General features: G+C 72.7%; 19 protein-coding genes. 12 read left to right on the top strand and 7 right to left on the bottom strand.

What is annotated here, in order from left to right:
• Positions 1-92, top strand: a 92-nt coding sequence (locus ACZ4VL_RS12770) for an aggregation-promoting factor C-terminal-like domain-containing protein (RefSeq protein WP_468199040.1), incomplete at its 5' end; no start/stop codon positions are given.
• 204 nt (positions 93-296) lie between these two features.
• Here the strand turns inward: ACZ4VL_RS12770 and ACZ4VL_RS12765 are convergent.
• Positions 297-1,466, bottom strand: a complete 1,170-nt coding sequence (locus ACZ4VL_RS12765) for a steroid 3-ketoacyl-CoA thiolase (RefSeq protein WP_468199018.1) — start codon at positions 1,464-1,466, stop codon at positions 297-299.
• A gap of 247 nt (positions 1,467-1,713) precedes the next feature.
• Between ACZ4VL_RS12765 and ACZ4VL_RS12760 the strand changes: the two genes are divergently transcribed.
• Positions 1,714-3,000, top strand: a complete 1,287-nt coding sequence (locus tag ACZ4VL_RS12760) for a cytochrome P450 (protein WP_468199015.1) — start codon at positions 1,714-1,716, stop codon at positions 2,998-3,000.
• A gap of 366 nt (positions 3,001-3,366) precedes the next feature.
• Complete coding sequence (locus ACZ4VL_RS12755; protein ID WP_468199014.1) at positions 3,367-3,744, top strand: DUF6193 family natural product biosynthesis protein; 378 nt, start codon at positions 3,367-3,369, stop codon at positions 3,742-3,744.
• A 290-nt stretch (positions 3,745-4,034) separates the two neighbouring features.
• Here the strand turns inward: ACZ4VL_RS12755 and ACZ4VL_RS12750 are convergent, their stop codons facing one another.
• Positions 4,035-6,140 (bottom strand): phosphatase PAP2 family protein, encoded by a 2,106-nt coding sequence (locus tag ACZ4VL_RS12750; RefSeq protein WP_468199012.1) that lies wholly within the window; start codon positions 6,138-6,140, stop codon positions 4,035-4,037.
• A 107-nt stretch (positions 6,141-6,247) separates the two neighbouring features.
• On the opposite strand from ACZ4VL_RS12750, the gene ACZ4VL_RS12745 reads away from it, so the two are divergent.
• The gene (locus ACZ4VL_RS12745) at positions 6,248-6,592 is read left to right on the top strand and encodes an antibiotic biosynthesis monooxygenase family protein (RefSeq protein ID WP_361083568.1); all 345 of its coding nucleotides are present in this window, start codon (positions 6,248-6,250) and stop codon (positions 6,590-6,592) included.
• Positions 6,593-6,690: 98 nt separating this feature from the next.
• On the opposite strand, the gene ACZ4VL_RS12740 is transcribed toward ACZ4VL_RS12745, so the two are convergent.
• Positions 6,691-7,086, bottom strand: a complete 396-nt coding sequence (locus ACZ4VL_RS12740) for a nuclear transport factor 2 family protein (protein ID WP_468199008.1) — start codon at positions 7,084-7,086, stop codon at positions 6,691-6,693.
• A gap of 105 nt (positions 7,087-7,191) precedes the next feature.
• On the opposite strand from ACZ4VL_RS12740, the gene ACZ4VL_RS12735 reads away from it, so the two are divergent.
• Positions 7,192-7,722 carry a GNAT family N-acetyltransferase gene (locus ACZ4VL_RS12735; RefSeq protein WP_468199006.1) on the top strand — a complete coding sequence of 177 codons (531 nt, stop codon included), beginning with the start codon at positions 7,192-7,194 and terminating at the stop codon, positions 7,720-7,722.
• A gap of 26 nt (positions 7,723-7,748) precedes the next feature.
• Here ACZ4VL_RS12735 and ACZ4VL_RS12730 read toward each other — a convergent pair whose 3' ends face one another.
• Complete coding sequence (locus tag ACZ4VL_RS12730) at positions 7,749-9,815, bottom strand: MDR family MFS transporter (RefSeq protein ID WP_468199004.1); 2,067 nt, start codon at positions 9,813-9,815, stop codon at positions 7,749-7,751.
• A 658-nt stretch (positions 9,816-10,473) separates the two neighbouring features.
• On the opposite strand from ACZ4VL_RS12730, the gene ACZ4VL_RS12725 reads away from it, so the two are divergent.
• Both ACZ4VL_RS12725 and ACZ4VL_RS12720 read left to right on the top strand, forming a co-directional pair.
• Positions 10,474-10,980 carry a peptidoglycan-binding domain-containing protein gene (locus ACZ4VL_RS12725; RefSeq protein ID WP_468199002.1) on the top strand — a complete coding sequence of 169 codons (507 nt, stop codon included), beginning with the start codon at positions 10,474-10,476 and terminating at the stop codon, positions 10,978-10,980.
• 133 nt (positions 10,981-11,113) lie between these two features.
• The gene (locus ACZ4VL_RS12720; RefSeq protein ID WP_468199000.1) at positions 11,114-11,797 is read left to right on the top strand and encodes an HAD-IA family hydrolase; all 684 of its coding nucleotides are present in this window, start codon (positions 11,114-11,116) and stop codon (positions 11,795-11,797) included.
• Between the two features lie 125 nt (positions 11,798-11,922).
• On the opposite strand, the gene ACZ4VL_RS12715 is transcribed toward ACZ4VL_RS12720, so the two are convergent.
• On the bottom strand, positions 11,923-12,516 hold the full coding sequence (locus tag ACZ4VL_RS12715) for a TMEM165/GDT1 family protein (RefSeq protein WP_404243271.1): 594 nt from the start codon (positions 12,514-12,516) through the stop codon (positions 11,923-11,925).
• Between the two features lie 543 nt (positions 12,517-13,059).
• On the opposite strand from ACZ4VL_RS12715, the gene ACZ4VL_RS12710 reads away from it, so the two are divergent.
• The 4 genes from ACZ4VL_RS12710 to ACZ4VL_RS12695 all read left to right on the top strand — a co-directional run bounded on the left by ACZ4VL_RS12710 (position 13,060) and on the right by ACZ4VL_RS12695 (position 17,031).
• Positions 13,060-13,704: an HNH endonuclease family protein gene (locus ACZ4VL_RS12710; protein ID WP_468199039.1), complete on the top strand. Its 645-nt coding sequence runs from the start codon at positions 13,060-13,062 to the stop codon at positions 13,702-13,704.
• Positions 13,705-13,842: 138 nt separating this feature from the next.
• Positions 13,843-15,534 (top strand): alkaline phosphatase D family protein, encoded by a 1,692-nt coding sequence (locus ACZ4VL_RS12705; protein ID WP_468198998.1) that lies wholly within the window; start codon positions 13,843-13,845, stop codon positions 15,532-15,534.
• Between the two features lie 189 nt (positions 15,535-15,723).
• Positions 15,724-16,353, top strand: coding sequence for a DedA family protein (locus ACZ4VL_RS12700; protein WP_468198996.1), 630 nt, complete (start codon positions 15,724-15,726; stop codon positions 16,351-16,353).
• A 171-nt stretch (positions 16,354-16,524) separates the two neighbouring features.
• The gene (locus ACZ4VL_RS12695) at positions 16,525-17,031 is read left to right on the top strand and encodes a hypothetical protein (protein ID WP_404243264.1); all 507 of its coding nucleotides are present in this window, start codon (positions 16,525-16,527) and stop codon (positions 17,029-17,031) included.
• A gap of 234 nt (positions 17,032-17,265) precedes the next feature.
• On the opposite strand, the gene ACZ4VL_RS12690 is transcribed toward ACZ4VL_RS12695, so the two are convergent.
• Positions 17,266-17,514, bottom strand: a complete 249-nt coding sequence (locus ACZ4VL_RS12690; RefSeq protein ID WP_468198994.1) for a DUF2277 domain-containing protein — start codon at positions 17,512-17,514, stop codon at positions 17,266-17,268.
• A 15-nt stretch (positions 17,515-17,529) separates the two neighbouring features.
• Positions 17,530-18,243 (bottom strand): TRADD-N-associated membrane domain-containing protein, encoded by a 714-nt coding sequence (locus ACZ4VL_RS12685; RefSeq protein ID WP_468198993.1) that lies wholly within the window; start codon positions 18,241-18,243, stop codon positions 17,530-17,532.
• Between the two features lie 154 nt (positions 18,244-18,397).
• Between ACZ4VL_RS12685 and ACZ4VL_RS12680 the strand changes: the two genes are divergently transcribed.
• Complete coding sequence (locus tag ACZ4VL_RS12680) at positions 18,398-20,248, top strand: glycoside hydrolase family 15 protein (RefSeq protein ID WP_468198991.1); 1,851 nt, start codon at positions 18,398-18,400, stop codon at positions 20,246-20,248.
• The last annotated feature ends 3 nt before the right edge of the window (positions 20,249-20,251 follow it).

The following is a 20,251-nucleotide window of genomic DNA, read 5'->3' as shown; positions in this document are numbered from 1 at the left end:
CCCAGATCAAGTGGGGTCTGGACTACATGAACTCCCGCTACGGCTCCCCGGTCGAGGCCTGGAACTTCTGGCAGGCCAACCACTGGTACTAAGCCGGTGGCACCGCGCCGACGGGCGCACCACACAGACTCGGTTCACGCGACACGCTGAGACGCGCCACGCGACACGCGACACGCGACCACGTGAACGCACGAAGGCCCCGGTGGCCGGCCTCCCCAGGTCCGGCCCCGGGGCCTTCGCCTTCCCATCCCACAGGGGGTTCGTGCGGCGCCGGAGGCGCCGTCCGCCGCGCGGCCTCAGAGCCGCTGGATGATCGTTCCGGTGGCCTGCGCTCCGCCCGCGCACATCGTGATCAGGGCGAATTCCTTGTCGCGGCGTTCCAGCTCGTGCAGCGCGGTGGTGATCAGGCGGGCGCCGGTCGCGCCGACGGGGTGGCCGAGGGCGATGCCGCCGCCGTTGACGTTGACCTTCTCCAGGTCCTGTTCGAAGACCTGGGCCCAGCTGAGCACGACGGAGGCGAAGGCCTCGTTGATCTCGACGAGGTCGATGTCCTTGAGGGACATGCCGGCCTTGCCGAGCACGGCCCGCGTCGCGTCGATCGGGCCGTCCAGGTGGTAGTGCGGGTCGGCGCCTACCAGGGCCTGGGCGACGATCCGGGCGCGCGGCTTGAGCCGCAGGGCGCGGGCCATCCGCCGGGAGGCCCACATCACGGCCGCGGCGCCGTCCGATATCTGCGAGGAGTTCCCGGCGGTGTGCACGGCGGTCGGCATGACCGGTTTCAGCCCGGCCAGGGCCTCCATGCTGGTGTCGCGCAGGCCCTCGTCGCGGTGGACCAGGCGCCACATGCCCTGCCCCGCCGCCTGCTCCTCCTCGGTGGTGGGGACCTGGACGGCGAAGGTCTCGCGCTTGAACCGCTCCTCGGCCCAGGCGGTGGCCGCCCGCTGCTGGGAGAGCAGCCCGAGCCGGTCGACGTCCTCTCGGCCGAGGCCGCGGCGGCGGGCGATCCGCTCGGCCGCCTCGAACTGGTTGGGCAGGTCGACGTTCCACTCGTCCGGGAAGGGCTTGCCCGGGCCGTGCTTGGATCCGGATCCCAGCGGCACCCGGCTCATGGACTCGACGCCGCAGGCGATGCCGATGTCCATGACACCGCCGGAGATCATGTTGGCGACCATGTGGTTGGCCTGCTGGGAGCTGCCGCACTGGCAGTCCACGGTGGTCGCACCCGTCTCGTACGGCAGGCCCATGGCGAGCCAGGCGGTCCGGGCGGGGTTCATCGACTGCTCGCCGGCGTGGGTGACGGTGCCGCCGACGATCTGCTCAACGCAGTCCGGCTGGATGCCCGTACGGGCGAGGAGCTCACGGTACGTCTCGCCGAGCAGGTAGGCGGGGTGGAGGTTGGCGAGTGCGCCCCCGCGCTTGCCGATGGGCGTGCGTACGGCTTCGACGATGACGGGTTCCGCGGCCATGAGCTCGTCCTCTCCTGCGCAGTGCCGGCACGGCGGGCCGTCCCGGCGCCCCGCCTGAACTAGTACGCGTTCTAGTTCTCCTCGCAGTCTTATGACCCCCGAGCCCTGCACGCAAGGGTCTTGCACCCGGCCTCCACGGATTCCCCACGCAACAGTTGGCGCGCTAGCCCTTGTGACTTCTAGAACTCGTTACTACGTTTCAGCCACTTCAACTTCCTGATGGTCCGTCAGACTTGGAGTTGCCCCGATGACCTGTCCCGCGCTGCCCGAGGGCTTCGACGCCACCGACCCCGACCTCCTCCAGGACCGGGTCCCGCTCCCCGAGTTCGCACGGCTCCGGCAGACCGCCCCCGTGTGGTGGTGCGCGCAGCCGCGCGGCATCACCGGCTTCGACGACGAGGGCTACTGGGCCGTGACCCGGCACGCGGACGTCAAGTACGTCTCGACGCACCCGGAGTTGTTCTCCTCCACCCTCAACACGGCCATCATCCGCTTCAACCCGCACATCCCGCGGGCTCAGATCGAGGCCCAGCGCCTGATCATGCTGAACATGGACCCGCCGGAGCACACCCGCGTACGCCAGATCGTGCAGCGCGGCTTCACCCCACGGGCGATCCGAAGTCTGGAGGGGGCCCTGCGCGAACGGGCGCGGAACATAGTGGCGCAGGCGCGCGCCGGGGCGACGGACACCGCCGCCGGCGGGAGCGGCGGCAGCGAGAACGGCAACGGCAACGGCAGCTTCGACTTCGTCACGCGCGTCGCGTGCGAGCTCCCGCTCCAGGCCATCGCCGAACTGATCGGCGTACCGCAGGAGGACCGGCTGCGCATCTTCGACTGGTCCAACAAGATGATCGCGTACGACGACCCCGAGTACGCCATCACCGAGGCGGTCGGAGCCGAGGCCGCCATGGAGCTCATCGGCTACGCGATGAACATGTCCGCGGCCCGCAAGGAGTGCCCGGCCAAGGACATCGTCACCCAGCTCGTGGCGGCCGAGGGGCAGGGCAACCTGAGCTCCGACGAGTTCGGGTTCTTCGTCCTCCTCCTGGCGGTCGCGGGCAACGAGACCACGCGCAACGCCATCAGCCACGGCATGCACGCGTTCCTGACCCATCCCGAGCAGTGGGAGCTGTACAAGGCGGCCCGGCCGGCGACCGCCGCCGAGGAGATCGTGCGCTGGGCCACCCCCGTGGTGTCCTTCCAGCGGACCGCCGCCCAGGACACCGAGTTGGGCGGCCAGAAGATCAAAGCGGGCGACCGGATCGGGCTGTTCTACTCCTCCGCCAACCACGATCCCGAGGTCTTCGAGAACCCGGACGACTTCGACATCACCCGCGACCCGAACCCGCACCTGGGCTTCGGAGGCGGCGGACCCCACTTCTGCCTGGGCAAGTCCCTGGCCGTCCTGGAGATAGAGCTGATCTTCAACGCCCTCGCCGACGCCCTGCCCGACCTGCGGCTCGCCGGCGAGCCGCGGCGCCTGCGCGCGGCCTGGCTGAACGGCATCAAGGAGCTCCGGGTCAGCCACGCCTGAGCGGACGTGGCGGGACCGGTCCAGGACGGCAGGGGCCGCCTCCTCCCACGCCCCGACCCCTGCCGTTCCCTGGGGGTACGGCTTTCGCGCCCCTTTCAGAGCGTTCGCCTGATTCCGCAGCATTGAGCGCGCTTGACCTGCTTCGGCACGAATCAGGCCAAGTCGGTGCGAGTCGGGCCGAGACGGGCCAAGTCGGCCCGCACCCACCCCCGCCCTCCGGTGTTCTCCGAGTGTTTTCGTGTTCTCCGCGTTCCCGGAGGGGTTGCACAGAGTGAGGCGACGATCGCGACAAGCTGCGATAACGGCCCGTCATCGATGCCGTCCGAAGGATTGTCGCGGCGGCGCCGGCGCCGTCAGACTGCGCGGATGAACCTCCAGGACAGCGGTATCAACGAGAGCGTGGAGGCGCGCTGGCAGCGTCTGCCGACGACGTGGCGGCTGATGCTCGACCGGGGTGATTCCCAGGCCGCGGCCATGGGGCGGGGCGTCCTCGCACTGATCGAGGCCGCTTCCGCACAACCGGAGCTGCGGCGCCTGTACCCGTTCACCAGCCGCTGCGTACTGCGGTTCGGCACCGGCAACGGCCTGCCGACCGAGACGGACACACCGGCCGTCGAGCCGCTGCACGACGGCCGGTTCCGCGTTCTGAACCCCAGCCTCACGCGTGTCATCGGCGAGGCCGATACGGCGGAGGCGGCAGTCGCCCTGCTCCTCGCGCAGTTGCCGGCGGCGCCGGACCAGTGAGCCCGGGCGCCGGACCCCCGCCCGAGTGGCGGGTGTGCCGGCGCGGGCGGATCCTGGCAGAACGCGGCGATCCACCGAAGGGGCGCCGGAGCGGTCGTGCCCGGCGCCCCTACGGCCAGCTCCCGCGGCCGGTCAGACGGTCAGATGGACAGACGGCCGGGCCGCCAGCAGCGGAGCCCGCACCCCGACGGCGCGGAACACCCGATCCGCCACCCCGGCACAGCCGTTCCGGACCCCGCGCCCACACGCCCACACGCCCACGCGACCCCGCACCCACGCGCCCACCGCGCCTACGAGCTGGCGGCTGAAGCCGACGACACCCGCGCAACAGCCTCCCCCGAGACACCGCGAGTAGCAGGAGCACCGGGCCCATCGCCTCCGGCACCCCGCTGCCCCGGCAGCGTGACCTCCAACCGGCGCGGCCCGGACAGCGCGTACACCAGCCCGAACCCGGCGGCGACGACGGCGGCTCCGCCGACCGCGTCGAGCACCCAGTGGTTGGCGGTGGCGACGATCGCGCAGACCGTGATGAGCGGGTGCAGCGCCCCGAGGAGCTTCTGCCAGGCCTTCGGCGCCAGCACGATGATGACGACCCCGCACCACAGCGACCAGCCGAAGTGCAGCGAGGGCATCGCCGCGTACTGGTTGGAGATCGCGGTCATCGCCCCGTACTGGGGATTGGCCAGGTCCTGCGGGCCGTGCACGGTGTCGATGAAGCCGAGGCCGGGCATGAGGCGCGGCGGAGCGAGCGGGTAGAGCCAGAAGCCGGCCAGCGCGAGGACGGTGGCCAGGCCCAGGGAGGCGCGCGCCCAGCGGTAGTCGCCGGGCCGGCGCCAGTACAGGACGCCGAGGATGGTCAGCGGGACCACGAAGTGGAACGACGTGTAGTAGAAGTTGAAGGACTTCGCCAGCCAGGCCGTGTGCACCACGGCCTGGTTGACGGCGTGTTCGATGTCGATGCCGAGGGCGCGCTCGATGCCGAGGACCTGGCCGCCGTGCTCCTCGGCGCGGCTGCGGCCGGCGGGCGCGGCGGCGCGGATGTGCGAGTAGATCGAGTAACCGACGCGTATGAGGAGCAGTTCCAGCAGCAGGTTGGGCCGCGACAGCACGCGCCGCCAGAACGGCATCAGCGGCACGGCCCGCCACGGGGCGGCGGCCGGCTGCGCGTACGCGGTCGGGACGGGTTCGCGCCAGTACGGGGAGGAGCGCGGCAGGAACGGCACCGCGCAGGCAGCGGCCAGCGCCGTCAGCAGCAGCACGTTGTCCCGTACGGGGGCCAGCACCGCGATGTTGGGCAGCAGGACGGAGCTGGGCAGGGTCGCGGCGAGGACCACGGCGACGGGCCACACGCGCCGGTCGGCGGCGCGGCTGCCCACCTTGCCCGCCACCGTGAGCAGCACCCACAGCAGCTGGTGGCGCCAGCCGGCCGGGGACACGGCGACGGCCACGCACCCGGTGACGGCGACGGCGAGGAGCAACTGCCCGTCGCGGGCGTGGCGGACGGCGCGCCGCAGCCCGGTCCAGGCGATGGCGGCGGCGAGGGCCGCGTAGATCAGGATCTCGGCGGGGCCGGTCAGGCCGAGGCGCAGCAGGGCGCCGTGCACGGACTGGTTGGCGAGGGCGTCGGGGGTGCCGCCGAGGCCGGTGCCGGCGAGGTGGTGCACCCAGTACGTCCACGAGTCGCCGGGCAGGGCCGCCCAGGCGAGGGCGGTCGCGCCGGCGAAGGTGACGGCGGCGGCGCGGGCGGCGGCGCGGCGGCCGGTGCGCCACTGCAGCGGCGCGAAGAGCAGCAGGGCGGGCTGCAGGGCGGCGGCGAGGCCGAGGAGGAAGCCCGCGGGGCGTTCGCCGGGGACCCGGAACACGGCCAGCAGCACCAGCAGCACGGGCAGGACCGGCAGGACGGCGGTCTGGCCGGGCCCGGCGGCCTCCCGGACGGGCAGCGAGACCAGCATCAGGCCGACCAGGGCGGGCGCGGCGAGCAGCGCGGTGCGCCGCGGCACGGGGTCGGGCAGGCCGCGCGCGGCGACGAGCCCGACCGCGGCGACGCACAGCAGGGTCACGCAGGTCCAGGCCAGCTCCAGCGAGGACGCGGGCGCAGCCGCGGGCGCGGCGAGACCGAGGAGCGGCTTCAGGACGAGCCCGGCGAACGGGGTCCCGGAGAACTGCCCGGCGTCGTACAGCGAGCCGGGCAGGGCGCCGGGAAGGTGCAGGTCGGCGAGCCATTCGCCGGGCGGCACCCGCAGCACGACCGCGGCCTGCCTGACGGCGAGGACCCCGACGAGCGCCCACAGGAGCAGACGCGCGGCCGCGAGCCGGGTGCTGCCGCCGCTTCCGCCGGGCCCGCCTATGACTCCGGCATGTCCGTTCGCACCACCGTGCTCCGCCGCGTTAGCCACGCCTCGCCGGCCTCCCGCCTGATGAACGCAACCCTGACTTCGCCCGGCTGCCGCGTTGAATTACCCGGACCGACGATATCCCCCGCCGGATCCCTAGGATGGCCGTCATGAGCATCGTGAAGATCAACGTTCTGACCGTGCCCGCCGAGCAGCGGGAAGTGCTGGAGCAGCGGTTCGCCTCGCGGGCGGGGACCGTGGAGGGTTCGGACGGGTTCGAGTGGTTCGAACTGCTGCGTCCGGTGGAGGGCACCGACCAGTACCTGGTCTACACGCGGTGGCGGTCCGAGGAGGACTTCCAGGCGTGGATGGAGGGCCCCATGAAGGCGGCGCACCAGGGCGGGTCCGGTGGCGGCCAGGCGGGGGCCGGGGAGCGGCCGAAGCCGGCGGCGTCGGCGTCGACGGTGTGGTCGTTCGAGGTCGTGCAGCAGGCGGGGCCGAAGGCCGGGGCCTGACCCGCGGGGTCTCGGGAAAACGCAGGGCCGGCGCAGGCAGCGCGGCAACGGAGGCAGCGCAGGCGGCGCAGCAGCGCGGGCAGGAGGCGGGGAGGCCGTCAGCTCCAGAAGACGTCCTCCTCGTCGATGTCCTGCGTGCACTCGTCGATGTCGCTGATCTTCCCGCCGACGATCGTGAAGAAGAGGCCGTGCTGGACCTCCAGTCCGCGGTCGCCACGGTCGCCACGGAAGGTGTGCAGGGAGATGCCGTGTCCGCGCCCGTCCACCAACACGGAGTGCAGTTCGACCTCCATGGTGCCGCCGGTCTCCTCGGCGAGCCGGCGGTAGAGGTCGAGGACGGCTTCCCGGCCCTTGTGGTGGCCTGACAGCGGGTTGCTGCCGGGCACGTGGTGGATGACGTCGGCCGTCATCAGCGAGCCCAGGGTGTCCATGTCGCCCTTGCCGAAGGCCTCGTAGCCGCGGCGGATCAGGGCAGCGTCAGGGTGTTGGGACATGGCGGTCACGCCCTCCGTCGGTACGATTTAACCCTTTTCCCATCATCGGCCCGCCACTGTGGATATTCCACGCGACGGACCTCGGCGCGATTCCACAATGACGCCATGAACATCGACCTCGACACCACAACCGCCACTGCCACTGCCACTGCCACTGCCACCTGGACCGTCACCGTCGAACACGTCGACACACCCGACGCCACCGCGCTGCGGCGCGCGTTCTCCGCGGAAGTCGCCGGCCGCTACTGGAAGCGGCCCGCGACCGAGGCCGAGGTGGACGAGGGGCTGCGGGACGACCCGGCCGACGGGCTGGTCCCGCCGACGGGCCAGTTCGTCGTCGGCCGGCTGGACGGCGCGCCCCTGTCCTGCGGCGGCATACGGGTGCTGGACCCCGTCACCGCCGAACTGACCCGGGTGTACGTGGACCCGCGGGCCCGCGGCACCGGCGGCGGCGCTGCGCTGCTCGCCGCCCTGGAGGACGGGGCCCGGGCCCTGGGCGCCGAGCGCGTCCGCCTGGACACGCGGTCGGACCTGGTGGAGGCCCGCGCCCTGTACGCGCGCAACGGGTACGCGGAGATACCGGCGTACAACTCGGCCCCGTACGCGGAGCACTGGTTCGAGAAGCACCTGGCCTGAGCGCACGCCGTGCCGTGCCGCGGCGGTCAGTGGGCGGAGTGGTCGCGGCGCGGGGGCGCGTCGTACGGCTCCTCGGCGTCGGAGCCGCAGAGCTCGGAGTTGATCTCCTTGACCAGTTCGGCCAGATCGGTCGGGCGGTCGGGACTCCACCAGTCGCCGAGCAGCGTGGCGAGGGACTCCTCGCGGGCCTGCGCCAGCTTCGCCGCGTACTCGCGTCCGCGGTCGGTCAGGACCAACGGCAGCCCGTCCCGTACGACGAGCCTGCGCTCTTCGATCTGGCGGGCGGCCTCGGTGATCACCTTCACCGGGACGGTGGTGCGCTCCGCGAGCAGCGCGGGCTCGACCGACCCGTACCGGTTGATCCGTAGCAGCAGCCAGCTGGAGGCGGGCAGCAGGTCCAGCCCGGCCCGTTCGGTGATCTTCTCGTAGACGTGGCGGCGGCCTTCGCGGGTGCCCAGGACCGACAGGGCGCGGGCGACCTCCTCGCGGGAGGAGCGCTGGACGGGATTGGAGGCGAGCGTCTCGGTCACGTCGGGTGCGGTCACGGAGCCGCGCAGCTTGTCCTCCTTGAGGAACCAGGAGACGGCGAAGGCGACGAGCACGACGGGGACGGCGTAGAGGAAGACGTTCGTGATCGATTCGGAGTAGGCGTCGAGCACGGTGGGCTGCACGTCGGCGGGTAGCGTCGCGACGGCCCGGGGGTCCGCCTCCACCTGTGCGATCGTGCCGGGCGGGATGGTGGACCCGGCGAGGGCGGCGGCGAGCTTCTCGTCGAGCCCGTGGGCGAAGACCGTGCCGAAGATCGCGACGCCGAAGGAGGCGCCGATGGAGCGGAAGAACGTCGCTCCGGAGGTGGCGACGCCGAGGTCCTCGTAGCTGACGGCGTTCTGCACGGCCAGTACGAGGACCTGCATCACCAGGCCGAGCCCGAGGCCGAACACGAAGAAGTACGTGCTCATCTCCCAGCTGCCGCTGGTGCGGTGCAGCTGGTGCAGCAGCAGGAGTCCGATGGCGGTGACCCCGGTCCCGAGGATGGGGAAGACCTTCCAGCGGCCGGTGCGGGTGACGATCTGGCCGGACCCGGTGGAGGCGATGAGCATGCCGAGGACCATCGGCAGCATGTGGACACCGGACAGGGTCGGCGAGACGCCCTGCACGACCTGCAGGAACGTCGGGAGGTAGACCATCGCGCCGAACATCGCGAACCCGACGATGAAGCTGATCACCGAGCAGAGGGTGAAGGTGCGGATGCGGAAGAGACCGAGCGGAAGGACGGGTTCGGCGGCCCTGCGCTCCACGAGGACGAACGCGACGAGCAGCACGGCGCTGAGGACGGCGAGGCCGATGATCCGCGCCGATCCCCAGCCCCAGTTGCTCCCGAGGGAGGCGATGAGGACGAGGCAGGTGGCGACGCATGCGATGAGGAACGTGCCGAGGTAGTCGATGGTGTGCTTCGAGCGGCGACCCGGGATGTGCAAGGTCGTCGAGATGACGGCGAGTGCGACGAGACCGATGGGGAGGTTGATGTAGAAGACCCAGCGCCAGGACAGCTGGTCGACGAACAGGCCGCCGAGGAGCGGTCCGAGGATGCTGGTCGCGCCGAACACGGCTCCGAAGAGGCCTTGGTACCGGCCGCGTTCGCGCGGCGGGACGATGTCTCCGACGAGCGCCATGGACAGCACGATCAGTCCGCCGCCGCCCAGGCCCTGGAGGGCGCGGAACCCGATCAGCTGGGACATGTCCTGGGCGATGCCGCAGAGCGCGGATCCGACGAGGAAGAGGACGATGGCGCCCTGGAACAGCTTCTTGCGCCCGTACTGGTCGCCGAGCTTGCCCCATAGCGGCGTCGCGGCGGTGGAGGCGAGCAGGTACGCGGTGACGACCCAGGACAGGTGCTCCATTCCGCCCAGATCGCTGACGATCGTCGGCAGGGCGGTGGAGACGATCGTCTGGTCGAGGGCGGCGAGCAGCAGGCCCAGCATGAGCGCGCCGATGGAGGCGAGGACCTCACGGGAGGCGTGTTCGGCGGCGGGGCCGGACTTTCCCGGACCGGAAACGGGATCTGCGGCGCCCTTGGTGACTTCGCCAGCCATCCTCTCCTCCTCAGGCCGGGTCAACATTTCCATCCTGAGCGGTGTGTCCGGTTATGGCCTCTCGGGCGGGTTGGGCGGCCGTTGACGGGTCTGCATAATCGCAGGCAATGGCCAGGGAGGGAGTCCAGTGAGCGCTGAGCGCTGTCCAGATTGCGACGCCAGGGGCGTCGGCTGTGAGTGCGCACCGGGAGGACCGGGGGGCGGTTTCGAGCCACTGCGTATCCGCCCGTACGTATCGCTGCCCCATCCCGGCGAGCCGGACCCGCTGACGACTCAGCCGCCGCAGGCGATACCACCCGCGCCACCGATGCCGCCGATACCGCCGGCGCAGCCCGTGTACGGCGCGGTGACCGATCCAGCGCACGCCGACGCCCACGCCCCCGCCCACCCGGATGCTACGGCTGCGCACGGGGACGCCACCCCTGCGTACGGAACACCCGCGGTCTGGCCGGACACCCCGCCGCAGGCGTCCTGGCCTGCCCAGACGGCGCCACTGCCGGCCCCGCACGACCTGGGCGAACTCGGCACGCTCCGGGGAAGGGGAAGGGGAAGGGGAGAGGGAGGGGGTGGGGGTGGGGCCCCCGGGAAGCGGTCCTCGTCGGGCTCCCGTCGGCGCCGCCTCCCCACGGTCCTCGCCGGTGCCGGGACGGTGGTGGCGGTGGGCACGGCGACCCTGGCGTTCGGCATGCTGCCGCGCTCCGCCGACAGCGACACGGTCCTCCTGGACGCGAAGCCGACGGGGCCGGCGGCCAGCGTGGCGCCGACCGATCCGGCGGAGACGGCGACCACCTCGGCGGCTCCGTCCCGCAAGGCGTCGGCCACCAAGTCCGCCAGCCCCTCCACAGCGGCGTCGGCGTCGCCCGGCGCCTCCCGCTCCTCGGCACCCGCATCGCCGCCGAGCCCGTCGTCCGCCCCGCGTCCGGCGAGCAGCTCCCCGCCGGCCCCGAAGGGGCCGACGCTGCGCCACGGCGACAGCGGCCCCGAGGTGGAGAAGCTCCAGCGGCAACTCGCGGCCCAGGGCCTGTACCGGGGCAAGTACAACGGCAAGTACGACGACCGCACCGAGAACGCCGTCGCCTGGTTCCAGTGGGAGAACGACGTCAAGGGCGACCCGGAGGGCGTGTACGGCCCGCAGACGCGCAAGGTTCTGGAGGGTCTCGGCTGACGTTCCGACCCCGCGGTGGCGCACACCGCCCCTTGTTTTGTATCGTGTAGGAACAAAGTGGTTCCGTCCGCATTCCCTGACCGGTGGACGGAACCACTTGTTCTCTTCTCCCGCCCCGTCTGGAGCCCCGCCGATGCCGGCCAGCACCACCCCCTCCCCCGTCGTCCTCACCGCCAAGGCCCTGCTCCTGGACATGGACGGCACGCTGGTCAATTCGGACGCGGTGGTCGAGCGCTGCTGGCGCGAGTGGGCGGTCTCGCACGGTCTGGACCCGGAGGCCGCCCTCAAGGTGGTGCACGGCCGTCAGGGGTACGCCACGATGGCCGTCCTCCTGCCGGAGCGCCCGATGGAGGTCAACTACGCGGAGAACGCCGTCATGCTCGCGCGGGAGACCGCCGACACGGAGGGCGTGGTCCCGGTCGGCGGGGCCTCGGCGTTCATGGCGGCGATCGGCGGGCTGCCGCACGCCCTGGTCACCTCCGCCGACGCGGCCCTGGCCACGGCCCGGATGACCGCGGCCGGCCTGCCGATGCCCGACGTGCGGGTCACGGCCGAGTGCGTGGGGGCCAGCAAGCCGGACCCCGAGGGCTTCCTCAAGGGCGCCGCCGAACTGGGCGTCGACCCGGCCGACTGCATCGTCTTCGAGGACTCGGGAGCGGGCATAGCCGCCGGCCGCGCCGCCGGAATGCGCGTGATCGGCATCGGCCCCCGCGCCGCCGAGCACGCCCCGACGGCCCACGTCCCCGACCTGATCGCCGTCCGCGTCACCACGACCCCGACCGGCGCGATCCACCTCACCCTGACGCCCACAGCCTGACGCTCCCGGACGCACCCCGAAACCCCGCTCCACAGAAGCTCCCGGGGCGCGTCAGCCGTCGCCGGACGCCGGGGGACGCCCCGGCCCGCCGGCGCCCCGCACCGCGCCGCGGCCCTCCCGTCAGCTCAGCCCGCGATCGCCTCGTACAGGGAGAACGCGGCAAGGGCGGCCATGACGGCGGCCGCGACCTTGGTGATCAGGCGCAGCGGCACGTACTTCATCAGGGTGCGGCCGCCCAGGATGCCGATGCCCGCGACCGCCCACAGGGCGAGCACGGCGCCGATGCCGACCGAGACGGGGTTGTCGTACCGGGCGGCCAGGTTGGCGGTCATGATCTGGGTGAGGTCGCCGAACTCCGCGACGAGGATCAGCATGAAGCCGGCCCCGGAGACCTTCCAGAAGGACTGGTCGGCGGGTGCCTTGACCTCCTCGTCGTCGTCGCTCTTCTTCAGCAGCAGCATGGCCGCACCCGCGAGGAAGAGGACGCCGACCACGGCCTGGACGAGCCGGTGCGGGAGCAGGGTGAGGACGCTGCCCGCGGCGATGGCGAGTGCGACGTGCACGGCGAAGGCGGCCGCGACGCCGGCGAAGACGTAGGAGGCGCGGTAGCGGGTGCCGAGCATCAGGCCGGCGAGGGCCGTCTTGTCGGGGAGCTCGGCGAGGAAGACGACGCCGAACGCGATGGCCGTGACGGCAATGCTGAAGTTCGCGCTGAACACGGGGATGGGACCTCGATCGGTGGGCGGGGCGGGCGCCGCCGGTTCCGAGAGACCTGGGGTGTGTCAGGGTTCGCTTCGGCTCGGCGGCGCCCTGACGGTGTTCACGCGCATACGTCCGGGCACGGACGGATGCAGGTGAACCTGGACAGGACACTGCGGCCGAAGGTCTCGCTGGCGGACCCCGCGCGTGCGGCTGCCTGCCTCCGGGCGCCGGCTGGGTGACCCAGCAGTATGTCGACGGTCCGGCGAAGAGCTACTCCCCTTCTGCTCTGACCAGCATACGGGAGCCCGAGGCGGTCCGGACCAGGACTTTGGTCACTTGCGCCCCCTTCCGACACGCCTCCCACACCTCCGGAACTTCAACTTCCGTTTTTTGCAGGAAAGTTGGGCCCCCGAACGTGACGTGCCCATGTCGCACCCCTGTAACCTTGCGCCCGCCGTCACGCAATCCGGCACCGCCACCCTGGCCATGCCCCCTACGGGGGCCACCCGGCCGCACACCCCCCGCACCCAGGGAGCATCCCCATGGCCCTTTCGGCCCGCATACCCTCCGTCTACGCGCGTCGCCTTGGCGTGCTCGCGTCAACCGTTGCGCTTGCCGCCCTCACCTCCCTCGTGAACGCCCCGGTCGCACAGGCCGCCCCGCCCACCCCCATCAGCGCCTCGGCGGCCCGCGCCTACCTCGCCACCGTCACCCCCCGCGCCGAGGGCTCCACCAGCGGCTACAGCCGCAGCCTGTTCCCGCACTGGAGCACCGTCTCCGGCAGCTGCAACACCCGCGAGACCGTCCTGAAGCGGGACGGCCGCAACGTCGTCACCGACGCCAACTGCGCCTCGGTCAGCGGCAACTGGTACTCCGAGTACGACGGCGCCACCTGGACCGCGGCGGCCGACCTCGACATCGACCACGTCGTCCCGCTCGCCGAGGCCTGGCGTTCCGGGGCCAACTCCTGGACCACCTCCAAGCGCCAGCAGTTCGCCAACGACCTCACCCGCCCTCAGCTCATCGCGGTCACCGACGTCGTCAACCAGGCCAAGGGCGACCAGGACCCGGCCGAGTGGCTGCCGTCCACCACCTCCTACCGCTGCACCTACGCCCGCATGTGGGTCCACGTGAAGCAGTACTGGGGCCTGAGCATGGACTCCGCCGAGAAGACGGCCCTGGTGAACGTCCTGAACGGCTGCTGACAGCCCCCTGCGGACCGGCCGCGGGCGCAGCCGCTTCCGGCCGTCTGCCGGCCCTCGCCCGAATTCCCCCACCAGGGGGAGGCCAGGCTCCCCCTCGCCGTCGTACCGTGATCGAAGTTACGGAGGAGGGGGAGTTCCATGGGCACGCTGCGCCTGGGGCCACTGCTGCGCCACGTCGACTGGAACACGGGCGGTTCGGCCACGATATGGGTCGAGACCGACCGCCCGTGCACGGCCGAGGTGCGCTGCGCCGACGGGGCCGCCGGCAGTGTGCGCACGTTCCAGATAGCGGGACACCACTACGCGTTGGTGCCGGTGACCGGCCTGACCCCGGGGACCACGACCTCGTACGAGGTGTTGCTCGACGGGGTGCGGGTCTGGCCGCTGCCCGACAGCGCGTTCCCGCCGAGCACGATCAGCACCCCCGCCACGGCGGATGCCGGTCGCCCCGGCCCCGGCCTGCGGATCACGTTCGGGTCCTGCCGGCAGGCCGCCCCGCCGGCCGACCGGCACGGGCCGCACGGGCCGGATGCGCTCGACACCCTCGCGGCGCAGCTCGCCGCCGCCCCGCAGGAGCCGCGCCCCGACGTCCTGCTGCTCCTGGGCGACCAGGTGTACGCGGACCAGCTGTCCCGGGAGACCCGGCAGTGGCTGACGGCCCGCCGCGACCTGCGGGAGGCGCCCGGTGCGCAGGTCGCGGACTACGAGGAGTACACCCGCCTCTACTACGAGTCCTGGCTGGACCCGGAGATCCGCTGGCTCCTGTCGACGGTCCCCAGCCTCCAGATATTCGACGACCACGACGTCGTGGACGACTGGAACACCAGCGCCGCGTGGCTCGCGGAGATGCGGGCGACGCCGTGGTGGCAGGAGCGGGTGATCAGCGGGCTGATGTCGTACTGGGTGTACCAGCACCTGGGCAATCTCTCGCCCTCCGAGCTCGCTGCCGATGCGCTGTACCAGGCGGTGTGCAAGGACGCGGACGGTACGGACGCGCTGCGCGCCTTCGCCGCCGCGGCGGACGCCGATCCGAGCTCGGTGCGTTGGAGCTACCGGCGCGACTTCGGCCGGTCGCGGCTGCTGATGGTGGACACGCGGGCGGCGCGGGTGCTCGCCGAGGACGGGCGGGCCATGCTCGACCCGGCCGAGCAGGAGTGGCTCCGGGAGAACGCCCTGGCCGGCCACGGGGGATACGACCACCTGCTGATCGGGTCCTCCCTGCCGTGGCTGATGCCGCCGCTGATCCATGACGCGGAGGTGTGGAACGCCGCGCTGTGCCGCGGTGAGCGCGGGCCCCGCTGGGCGCGGATCGGCGAGGACCTGCGGCGGCGCAGCGATCTGGAGCACTGGGCGGCGTTCCCGGCCTCGTTCAAGGCGCTCAGTGATCTGATCGAGGAGGTGGGGACGGGGCCGCGGGCGCCGGCGACGGTGGCGGTGCTGTCGGGGGACGTGCACCACGCGTACGTGGCCGAGCCCCGAATACCGAGTACGGCGCGGCTGTTCCAGCTGACGTGCTCGCCGGTGCACAACTCGATTCCGGCGGTGGTGCGGTGGGGGTTCCGGCTGGGCTGGTCGCGGCTCGGCCGCTGGCTGGGGCGCGGTCTGTCGCGGCACGGGAGGACGGGCCGTCCTCCGCTGAGCTGGCGGCGTACGGGCGGCCCCTGGTTCGGGAACCAGCTGATGACGCTGTCGCTGTCGGGCCGGGTGGCGCGGCTGCGGCTGGAGCAGGCGCGCCGGGCGGGCGGAAAACGGCGGTGGCGGGGCGGCCGGGTGGGCGCGGGCGCCCGGCTGGTGACGGTCCTGGACCGCCGGCTGACGCCGGAGCCCTGAGCGCGGTGAGGGGCGGTCGCGGGCCCACGGGCCCCTGCGGCTGACGCGCGGGCGGCTGGGGCGCCCCCGGCCGTCCGGGGCGGCGGTGCCCGGCGTACGCTGTGTGGCTGTCAAGCCGCCCCTGCCGCTTCCGCGCGACGTCGCGGCGCCTCGTGCCGAGGCACGTCAACCGGACCGGGGGGTCTCGTCTTGTGGGAGAGTCTGGGGTCGCTGACCGCGAGCCCATGGATCTACGCCGTGGTGGCGTTGTCCGTGGTGCTCGACGTGTTCCTTCCGGTGCTGCCGAGCGGGGTGCTGGTGATCACCGCGGCGGCGGCTGCGGCTGCCGCCGGGGCGGCGGGGCCGGTTCCGGTGCCGGAGCAGGTCCCGGACATCGCGGCACTCCTGCTGATCGCGACGACCGCTTCGGTGCTGGGTGACATGGCGGCGTTCCGGCTGGCCCGGCGCGGCGGCGACCGGCTGGAGCGGGCCATCGCCCGTTCCCGGCGCCTGACGCTGGCCCAGGAGCGCCTGGGTACGGCCCTGGCCCGGGGCGGCGGCGCCCTGGTCGTGATCGCCCGCTTCGCTCCGGCCGGCCGTTCGGTGGTGTCGCTGGGGGCGGGGAAGACGCACCGCAAGGTGCGGGAGTTCCTGCCGTGGTCGGCCCTGGCGGGCATGGCCTGGGCCGGTTACAGCGTGGCCTTCGGCTATTACGGCACCCAGTGGCTCGGTGCGGCCTGGCTCGGCACCGCCGTTTCGGTGGTCGCCCTGTTCGCCGCGGGCGCCCTCGCCGCGTTCGTCATCCGCCGCCCGGCCCCCGCAGCGGCGCCGACGGCGTAACGTTCCGCCCCCGCGGTTCCCCCGGGTGGCGCAGCGAGTCACCCGTTCACCCGGCCCCGATCGCCGTCGGCGGCTCGGGCTCCTAACGTCCACAGCACGGTGCGCAACCGAATCCGCGTCACATCCGTGGCCTGGCCGCGCCGTTTCGAGGAGCCCGAGGGAGTTCTCGCCATGCCTGCCAAGCCGTCGAACCGCCCGCTGTTGAGCCTCGCGGCCGCGACGCTCGCAGTCGCCGCCACCGCTGCCGCTCCGCTCCCCGCCGCCCATGCCGTCAGCGGCCCCAACCTCTCGGCCAACGTGTCCCCGACCACCGTCGCCCCCGGCAGCCGGGTCCTCCTCGGCCTGCGGGGCTGCGGCGCCGGCAGCGCGCGGGCCGCGTCGAGCGCGTTCGGCGAGGTGCGGCTGTCGGGGGGCAGCAGCTCCGACATCCTGTCCGGGAGCGCCACCATCCTGCGCGGCGCCTCCACGGGCGTGCACCCCGTCACCTTCGAGTGCGGTGACTTCGGCGGGACGCGCATCACCGTCTCCCTCCAGGTCGCCCCCGGTGCGGCCCGCGGCGGCCAGGGCGGCAGCATCGGCACGGTGAGCCCGGCCCAGATCGCGATCGGCGGCACCCTCGCGGCGAGCGCGCTGGGCGCCGGCATCTGGATCCTGCGCCGCCGGGCCCGTACGTCCTGACCTGCCCCTGTCCCCTTACCCCCCTGTCGCGTCCCGGGCCGGCCGCGCCGGCCCCGGCCGCGGTCCCCTCGGTCTAGTGCTGTGGCCTGAAAGGTTTGCCGCCTCGCGACGTCCGGTGCGGTGCATCGCAAGGCGGAGGGCCGCGGCTCGTACGGGACGTACTCGCGCGGTCCGACAACGCGGCGAGGTGCCGTGCCGGGCGTCGCGAGGTGGTGAACCTTTCCGGTCACAGCACTACTGGGCAGGGGCGGTGGCGGCGGCCGGTGCGGTGGTGGCGCCGCGCACCCGGAGCCCGTCCAGCAGGTCGCGCGTCGCGTCGGCGACGGCGGTCACGGCCGCGTCGAAGACCTCCTGGTTGTGCGCGGCGGGTGCCCGGAAGCCGGACACCTTGCGCACGTACTGCAGCGCGGCGGCGTGGATCTCCTCCTCGGTGGCCTTCTCGGGGATGGCGGGCGGGCGCAGGGTCTTGATGGAACGGCACATACCCCCACTATCCCGCTAGCGGGGCAGCTCGGCCCCGGACAACTTCATGATCAGGCCGGCTTGTAGCCGGGCGCGCAGCTCGGGGTCGGCCACCTCGTCCAGCAGCCCGACGGCCTGCTGCATGGCCGCGGCGGCCCGGCGGTCCTCCCGCAGGGCGGCGGTCTGGTCGGCCATGTGCCGCAGCGCGATGTCGGCGCGCCGGTGGAACAGCTGCCCGACGAGGGTGACGACCACGCCGACCGAGCTGATGACGATCCCGAGGTAGAGCTCCCCGGTGCTCTCCGCCTTCCAGACGCCGAGGGCGACGCCGACCAGCAGGATCGCGGCCCCCACTCCGGCGAACCGCTGGCTGGTGGCGAAACTGCTGCGCGCCTGCGCCAGCCCGTACGCGTAGTACTCGACCAGTACGGCCGTGAAGCCGGCGTCCCCCCGCACCTCGGGCCGGTCCCGGCCGTACCCGCGCGGGATGCCGCCGACGTCGGCGTACTTCGGATCCCCGGCCGCCGTCCTCCCCGCGGAGCCGGCCCCCGTACCCGGACCTTCCCCCGTCCCCTCACCCGTCCCCTCACCCGCGCCCGCCCCTGCTCCTGCTTCGGCGAGCTGCGCGACGAGCCGGGCCCGCTCGGCCTCCCGCCGCTGCTCGAATCCGGCCCCCGCCTTCCTCTCCCACACCGCCAGCACGCCGGCGACCCCCAGCAGAGCCGCCCCCACGACACCCCACTCGCCCATCCCCCGACCATCCCACGGCCCTGCCCGTCACCGACACCCCTGCGCCCGGATGCGAGCGGATGCGCCGGGATGCGCCGTGCTGACGTGCGGCGCACGCTATGAGGGACCGTGGGCGCTGCGGCCCACGACGCCCGCACCGGCGCAGGAGTGGCCCGTGAACCGATACCCGCCCATCGCCGACCACGGGATGGTCGGCAACCTCCAGACCGCGGCCCTGGTGGCCGCGGGAGGAACGATCGACTGGTGGTGCACGCCGCGTTTCGACTCCCCCAGCGTCTTCGCGTCGCTCCTCGACGCGGACCGCGGCGGCTTCTGCCGGCTGGCCGTGGACCTCCCGGAGGGGGACGGTTCGACGGTCCGGCAGTTGTACCTGTCCGACACGGCGGTGCTGGTCAACCGGTTCCTGGCGCCGGGCGGCGTCGGCGAGGTCGTCGACTTCATGCCCGCGGTCACGGACAGGACGCCGACCGACCGGCACCGCCTGGTCAGGGTGGTCCGCGTGGTGCGGGGCAGCCTGCCGTTCTCGTTCGGTTGCCGCCCCCGCTTCGACTACGGGCGGGCCCCGCACGCCCTGGAGCTGACCGACGAGCGGGCAGCGGTCTTCCGCGGCCCGGGAACGGACCTCCACGTCCAGGCCACCGCACCCCTCACCCTCCGGGCGGACGGCGACGACCTCGCGGCCGGCTTCACGCTCCGGGCCGGCGAAGCGGCGGCGGTGGTGCTGACGAGCACGGCGGGCGGTGGACCCGCCCCCGCCCCGCCGTCCAGGGAAGGGGTCACCGCCGAGCTGGAGGACTGCCGGGCGTTCTGGCAGACCTGGCTGCGGTCCTCCACGTACCGGGGGCGCTGGCACGACATGGTGAACCGTTCGGCGATCACCCTCAAGCTGCTGACGTACGCCCCGACCGGCGCGCCGATCGCCGCGGCCACGATGGGGCTGCCGGAGCAGGTCGGCGGCGAACGCAACTGGGACTACCGCTACACGTGGGTCCGCGACGCCTCGCTGTCCGTGGGGGCGTTGATCAACCTGGGGTTCGAGGAGGAGGCGGACGCCTTCCGCCGCTGGCTGCGCGAGCGTTTCGAGGCGGGCGGGACCGCCTCGGGAGCCCCGTTGCAGATCATGTACCGGATCGACGGCGACCCGCACCTCACGGAGGAGACCCTCGACCACCTGGAGGGGTACATGGGTTCGGCCCCGGTGCGGGCCGGCAACGCGGCGGCGGACCAGGTGCAGCTCGACATCTACGGCGAGGCCGCCGATGCCATGGCCCAGGGCCGCGACATGGGCGCCATTCGCGGCTGGAAGGCGGTCGCCGACATCCTGAACTGGCTGGCCGACAACTGGGACCGGCCCGACGAGGGGATCTGGGAGACCCGGGGCGGGCAGAAGGACTTCACGTACAGCCGGCTGATGACGTGGGTCGCGTTCGACCGCGGCATCCGGATGGCCACCGTGCATTCCCGTCCCGCGGACACCGACCGCTGGGCGGAAGTCCGTGACCGCGTCTTCCAGCAGATCGTGGAGCGCGGTTGGAACGACGAGCGGCAGGCGTTCGTTCAGCACTACGACACGGACGTGTTGGACGCCTCGCTGCTGCTGATGCCGCGGGTCGGTTTCCTGTCGCCCCGGGATCCGGCCTGGCTCAGCACCCTCGATGCCATGGACCGCGAGCTGGTCAGCGACAGCCTGGTGTACCGGTACGACCCTGCGGCCTCGCCGGACGGACTGCGCGGCTCCGAAGGCACGTTCAACCTGTGCAGCTTCCTGTACGTGGAGGCCCTGGCCCGTTCGGGCCGGCTGCAGCAGGCCCGGTACGCCTTCGACAAGATGCTCACGTACGCCAACCACGTCGGCCTCTTCGCCGAGGAGATCGGGCCTTCCGGCGAGCAACTGGGGAACTTCCCGCAGGCATTCACCCATCTCGCGTTGATCGCGGCGGCCCTGTCGCTCGACGAGCAGCTCGATGCGGCCGAGGCGCGGGGGCCGCGCGCCGGCCGGCCGTGACCC

The organism is Streptomyces sp. NPDC029014, assembly GCF_055564695.1.
The sequence above is the reverse complement of the archived record's forward strand: the minus strand, read 5'-3'. Positions and strand labels throughout refer to the sequence as shown.